Below are 2041 nucleotides of genomic sequence, written 5' to 3'. Positions count from 1 at the left end.
GCACGAGGCGCTCCGTTCGGAGGTGAACGGCTATGTCTGAGGCGTTCGCTCGAGCGGGACGGGCCGGTCGGCCCGCAAAATCGCGGCCCGTCGCTCGACCGGTTCGGCGGCGGTCCCCGCGGGGGGACAAATTACCCGCTTCATGATATGTCAAAGTAGACCTGCGGTGAAGTAGCCTCCACGGACCGATAGAGTGGCGTGCAGTTAGTATAATTTTGCTGTTAAGTTCGAAGGCTTTAAGGGATCCCGGCCCCCACGTGCGAGTACAATGACCGAATGCGTCGAGTGTGGGGCCGAGGTGTCCCTGCACGACGATCTGGAAGTCGGAGAGATTGTCGACTGTACGACCTGTGGAGCCGAGCTTGAAGTGGTCGACACGGAGCCGCCAGTCCTCGAGCGGGCCCCAGAGCTCGAAGAGGACTGGGGTGAGTGACCTTGCAGACGGGCGCGATTTCGCCGTCCCCCGCTCAGCCGGTTCGCGAAGCGCGTAGCGCCGTGACCCCGATGCAGAGGTGTCTCGCATGAACGTCGGCATACTCTACTCGCGGATTCGCAAGGACGAGAAACTCCTGCTCAACGAGCTTCGCGAGCGCGACCACGAGGTCACGAAGATCGACGTTCGCAAGCAGACCTTCGACATTTCGGAAGCGCCCGCGGCGTTCGACGGCCTCGACATCGTCGTCGACCGCTGTCTCGCCACGAGCCGGAGCCTGTACGCCACGCAGTTCTTCGAGGCCTACGGCATTCCCGTGGTCAACGGCCACGAGACCGCGGACATCTGCGCCGACAAGGTGAAAAACAGCCTCGCGCTCGAGGAGGCGGGCGTGCCCACGCCCGCGACGAAAGTCGCCTTCACGAAGGAGACAGCCATGGAAGCCATCGAGGACTTTGGCTACCCCTGCGTCCTCAAACCCGTCGTGGGTTCGTGGGGCCGTCTGATGGCCAAGATCGACTCCGAGTCGGCCGCCGAGGCCATTCTGGAGCACAAGGCCACGCTGGGCCACTACGAGCACAAGGTGTTCTACGTCCAGGAGTTCGTCGAGAAACCCGGCCGCGACATTCGCGTGGTCGCGATCGACGGCGAGCCCATCGCCGCGATGGTTCGCTCTTCGGATCACTGGATCACCAACGCGGCGAAAGGTGCCGAGGTCGATCCGTTCGACGTCGACGACGAAGCGCGCGAACTCGTCGAGACGGCGAGCGACGCCGTCGGCGGCGGCTTGCTCGGCGTCGATCTCATGGAAACCGGTGACTCCTACACGGTCCACGAGGTCAACCACACGGTCGAGTTCAAGGCCCTCGACGGGGCCGTCGAGACCGATATCGCGGGAACCGTCGTCGACTGGCTCGAGGCGAAAGCCGACGCCGCCGCCGGCGAGGAACTCGAGGTGAGCGCCTGATGGCGGTCGGCACCGAGACCGGCGCGGACACAAACGCCGAGACGGTCACCGCGAGCGTCATCGGCGGCTCCGGCTTCACGGGCGGCGAGCTTCTGCGACTGCTCGCGGGCCACCCGAACTTCGAACTCACGGAGGTCACGAGCCGCTCGAAGGCCGGCAAGAGCGTGGGCTCCGTCCACCCGCCCCTGCGCGGCTCGGACCTGCGCTTTACCGAGCCCGACGATCTCGAGAGCGTCGATATCCTGTTCGCGGCGACGCCACACGGCGTCTCCATGGGCCGGGTCGACGATTTTTTCGACATTGCGGACACCGTCGTCGACCTCTCGGCGGACTTCCGCCTCGAGAGCGAAGCCCAGTACGAGGAGTGGTACGACGGGCACGAGGCCCCGGAATACCTCGCGAAGGCCGAGTACGCGCTTCCCGAGATCAATCGCGAGAACCTCGAGGGCGCGGACCTCATCGCGGGCGGCGGCTGTAACGCCACCGCGACCATTTTGGGCCTCTATCCGCTGTTCGAGCACGGAATCCTCGAGGGCGGCGAGCGGATCGTCGTCGACGTGAAGGTCGGCTCCTCCGAAGGGGGAGCCGGCGGCGGCGAGGCCTCGAGCCACCCCGAGCGCTCGGGCGTCGTGCGACCCTAC

2 protein-coding genes and 1 pseudogene are annotated in these 2041 nt (G+C 65.6%); all 3 read left to right on the top strand.

Annotated elements, in window-relative coordinates; genetic code table 11:
* Positions 1-268: 268 nt before the first annotated feature.
* Positions 269-433 carry a lysine biosynthesis protein LysW gene (gene lysW / locus PGX04_RS31780; RefSeq protein WP_005554620.1) on the top strand — a complete coding sequence of 55 codons (165 nt, stop codon included), beginning with the start codon at positions 269-271 and terminating at the stop codon, positions 431-433.
* A gap of 88 nt (positions 434-521) precedes the next feature.
* Complete coding sequence (gene lysX / locus PGX04_RS31775) at positions 522-1400, top strand: lysine biosynthesis protein LysX (protein WP_273742124.1); 879 nt, start codon at positions 522-524, stop codon at positions 1398-1400.
* A pseudogene (locus tag PGX04_RS31770) lies at positions 1400-2041 on the top strand (N-acetyl-gamma-glutamyl-phosphate reductase); the annotation flags it as partial. The gene lysX and the pseudogene PGX04_RS31770, both read left to right, overlap by 1 nt.

This window comes from Natrinema soli (assembly GCF_028618695.1).
The sequence above is the reverse complement of the archived record's forward strand: the minus strand, read 5'-3'. Positions and strand labels throughout refer to the sequence as shown.

What these genes read in the sequence shown, in the direction of transcription:
- lysW (WP_005554620.1), top strand. Translation starts at nt 269, where the DNA reads ATGACCGAATGCGTCGAGTGTGGGGCCGAGGTGTCCCTGCACGACGAT.
- lysX (WP_273742124.1), top strand. Translation starts at nt 522, where the DNA reads ATGAACGTCGGCATACTCTACTCGCGGATTCGCAAGGACGAGAAACTC.